Source organism: Gordonia sp. (in: high G+C Gram-positive bacteria) (assembly GCF_020438995.1).
Classification (GTDB): domain Bacteria; phylum Actinomycetota; class Actinomycetes; order Mycobacteriales; family Mycobacteriaceae; genus Gordonia.
Window position 1 is genome coordinate 1 of sequence record NZ_JAGQTN010000091.1, and the last position, 3479, is coordinate 3479.

The window sequence follows — 3479 nt, forward strand, 5'->3', positions numbered from 1 at the left end:
ATCTCAACTCCTGGCCGAGAAACTAGAACGTGTTCTAGTATCGGGTATGCGATTCACCTTCGCCGAAGCGATGACCGACCCCGCCTACTACGCACCCCTCGCGCAGGCCGCCGAGCAGGCCGGATTCGCCGGGTTCACCATCCCCGACTCCCTCGCCTACCCCGAGCAGTCCGACGCCAAGTACCCGTACACCGAGGACGGCGACCGCGAGTTCCTCGAGGACAAGGCGTTCATCGAGACGTTCATCATGGCGGCCGCACTGGGTGCGGTGACCTCCACGATTCGGTTCACCCCGTTCGTGCTGAAACTGCCCGTCCGCCCGCCGGCGCTCGTTGCCAAGCAGGCCTCGTCGGTCGCGTATCTGACCGGCAACCGGCTCGCACTGGGCGTGGGCACCAGCCCGTGGCCGGAGGACTACGACATCATGGGCGTCGACTTCGCCCGCCGCGGCAAACGCATGGACGAATGCATGGACATCATCGCCGGCCTGACCACCGGCGAATACTTCGAATTCCACGGCGAGTTCTACGACATCCCGCGCATCAAGATGACCCCCGCGCCCACCGAACCCATCCCGCTGCTCGTCGGCGGCCACGCCGACGCCGCGCTGCGCCGGGCCGTGATCCGCGGCGACGGCTGGATGCACGGCGGCGGGTCCGGCGACGAACTCGACGCCCTCCTCGACAAGATCGCCGACATCCGCAAGGCCGAGGGAAAACTCAACGACCCCTTCGAGATTCACGTCATCTCCCTCGACGCCTACACCGTCGACGGCGTGAAACGGCTGGAGGACAAGGGCATCACCGACGTCATCGTGGGCTTCCGCGTGCCCTACAGCAAAGGCCCGGACACCGAACCTTTGCAGAAGAAGATCGACCACCTGAACTGGTACGCCGACAACGTGATCGCGAAGGTGTGAGGCGTCAGCCGATCTTGAAGATCACCGCGCGCTGCACCACGAAGTTGATGACCGTGGCGGTGCCCTGGGCGATGCCGTAGGCCAGGAGCGCGTAGATGAAACCGTCCGGCCACAGGTGCACGAACAGCGCGTACAGACCGACGTTGACGGCGAAGGTGACCAGGTACAGGCACATCACGGCGATGAACCGGGCCGCGCTCGGCTCGGCCCGGAACGTCCAGCGCCGGTTGATCAGGTACGCGGTGGTGGTGCCGACGATGAACCCGATCGTCTTGGCCAGCCACGGGTCGAGCCCGACGGCCGCCTGCAACAGGTATGTCAGGCCGAAGTCGAGGGCACCCGACCCGGCACCGGTCACCACGAACCGGACCAGCTGCGTTTTCAGATCGACGTCAGTCTGTGACATCCCCCCTCGCTGGGCTCGCCCGGCCTCTTCATCGTCCACGGGGATCTCGATCGGCATCGGCGCATGCCGCGTCGAGAAGTCCTCGTGGTGGCTCTTGCCGGATTCGGGGTGTGACACGGCGACAACCCTAGCGCGTACTCAGAATTCTTCGTCGATATCGGAGTCGCGGGCGGCCGGCTCACCCCGGTCGAGCGCGGCGAGCGCGGTCAGGTCGTCGGAGTCGTACTCGAAGTCGAACAGGTCGGCGTTCTCGATCTGCCTGCCCTCGTGCGACGACTTGGGGACGATGCTGATGCCATGTGTGACAGCCCATTTGAGAGCGATCTGGGTGGGCGACTTGCCGTATTTGCGGGCCAGCGCAATGACCGACGGATCACTGAGCAGCCCCTCCTTGCTGCCCGTCGGATGCCACGCCTGGGCGTGAATACCCTTGTCGGCCATGAACTCCCGCAACTCGGTACGTTGCAGCACGGGTGAGCACTGGATCTGGTTGAGAGCCGGCCACCGGCCCGTCTCGTCGTACAGCGTCTGCAGGTGATGCCGTTTGAAATTGGACACCCCGGCCACCCGCACATAACCCTCGTCGACCAGCGTCAGCAACGCCTTCCAGGTGTCGACGGTCTTGCCCAGCGACGGGCACGGCCAATGAATCATGTAGATGTCGAGATGGTCGACGCCGAGCCGGCGTGCACTCTCCTTGGCCGCGTTGATCGCCTCGTCGAAACCGTGATCGCCGCCGGACAGCTTGGTCTGCACCACAATGTCGTTGCGGGACACCGCCGATGCGGTCATACCCATCCCGACGGCGAGTTCGTTGCTGTACCTGGTGGCCGTGTCGATGAGGCGATATCCATTGCGCAGCGCCGTCGACACCGACCTGATACAGGGGCGCCCGAGCATGGCGTAGGTCCCGAGCCCGACCAGTGGGATCGAATACCCGTTGTTGAGCGCAACTGTCGGCATTTCCACCGGGCCAACGATACTGGTCACCTGCTGCATACGCGGCACAACCGGCTCTTATACCCTCGAACAGATGAACCGCTCGCGCACTCTTCTCCGACGTCCGACGGTGTTCGGCTCTCGCCGGCGAACCGGGCTGACCACCGGGGCATGTGCGGTGGTCGCGGCCCTGGCCGTGGGTCTGGGCGGGGGCCTGGGTGCCGGCACCGCGGCGGCCGACGAACCCGAGTACCACAGCTGGTCGGGCATGGATGTCCGCGGCTACGCGGGTCCGATCCCGGCCAGGTCGGGCACACTCATCCGCGACGTCGCCCTCGACAAGAAGCTGTGGGTACCCAATACCGCACGGGCGCAACGCTTCCTGTACTCGACGCCCGACGTGCACGGCAAGAATGCGGTCAGTACCGCCGCCGTGTTCGTGCCCGCCGGCACCGCACCGGCAGGCGGCTGGCCGGTCGTCGCGTGGGCGCATGGCACCACCGGACTCGGCGACAACTGCGCGCCGTCGACATATCCGCGTATCCCGCGCGATACGGCCTATCTGGCGCACTGGCTCAAGCAGGGGTACGCGATCGTCGCCACCGACTACGTCGGCCTCGGCACGCCCGGGCTCATGAGCTACCTCAACGGACCCACCGAGGCGCACTCCATCGTCGACTCGGTGAAGGCGGCCCGGCAGCTGGGTCTACCGCTGGCCCGCAAGTGGGCAATCGTCGGCCAGTCCCAGGGCGCCGGCGCCGCCCTGGCCGGGGCACGTCACGCGACCGCGTTCTCCGCGGGCAGCGGACTGGACTACCGCGGGGTGGTCGCCACCGGTACCCCCGCCAACATCGAGCAGATCGTGGCGCTCGCCGGCCCCGGCTTCCCGCCGATCACCCTGCCCGCCGCGCTCAACGCCTACACCGCCTACATCCTCGCCGGATTCGCCGACGCCCGACCGGACCTCGACGTCGACGGCGTACTCACCCCGCTCGGCAAACGCGTGCTCAAGCAGGCCACCGAACTCTGCTACAGCGAACTGAGCCCGAAGATGGACGGTGTAAAGGCCAGTGCGATGTTCAGCAAGCCGTTGTCGAGCCTGCCGAACGTCCGGGCCGCGCTCACCGAATACATGGGCACGCCGTACAGGGGCTACGACCGGCCGATCTTCCTCGGCCAGGGACTGCTCGACAAGGACGTCCCCGCCCCCTCGGC

General features: G+C 66.5%; 4 protein-coding genes. 2 read left to right on the plus strand and 2 right to left on the minus strand.

Annotated elements, in window-relative coordinates; all coding sequences use genetic code 11:
- The first annotated feature begins 46 nt into the window (after positions 1–46).
- Complete coding sequence (locus KDB67_RS07815) at positions 47–919, plus strand: TIGR03619 family F420-dependent LLM class oxidoreductase (RefSeq protein ID WP_291014479.1); 873 nt, start codon at positions 47–49, stop codon at positions 917–919.
- A 4-nt stretch (positions 920–923) separates the two neighbouring features.
- Here KDB67_RS07815 and KDB67_RS07820 read toward each other — a convergent pair whose 3' ends face one another.
- Positions 924–1382: a GtrA family protein gene (locus tag KDB67_RS07820; protein ID WP_291014482.1), complete on the minus strand. Its 459-nt coding sequence runs from the start codon at positions 1380–1382 to the stop codon at positions 924–926.
- Positions 1383–1463: 81 nt separating this feature from the next.
- The gene (locus KDB67_RS07825) at positions 1464–2294 is read right to left on the minus strand and encodes an aldo/keto reductase (protein ID WP_291014475.1); all 831 of its coding nucleotides are present in this window, start codon (positions 2292–2294) and stop codon (positions 1464–1466) included.
- A 64-nt stretch (positions 2295–2358) separates the two neighbouring features.
- On the opposite strand from KDB67_RS07825, the gene KDB67_RS07830 reads away from it, so the two are divergent.
- Positions 2359–3479 (plus strand): lipase family protein (locus KDB67_RS07830; RefSeq protein ID WP_291014477.1); only part of this gene is annotated, 1121 nt, incomplete at its 3' end.

What these genes read in the sequence shown, in the direction of transcription:
- KDB67_RS07815 (WP_291014479.1), top strand. Translation starts at nt 47, where the DNA reads ATGCGATTCACCTTCGCCGAAGCGATGACCGACCCCGCCTACTACGCA.
- KDB67_RS07820 (WP_291014482.1), bottom strand. Translation starts at nt 1,382, where the DNA reads ATGCCGATCGAGATCCCCGTGGACGATGAAGAGGCCGGGCGAGCCCAG.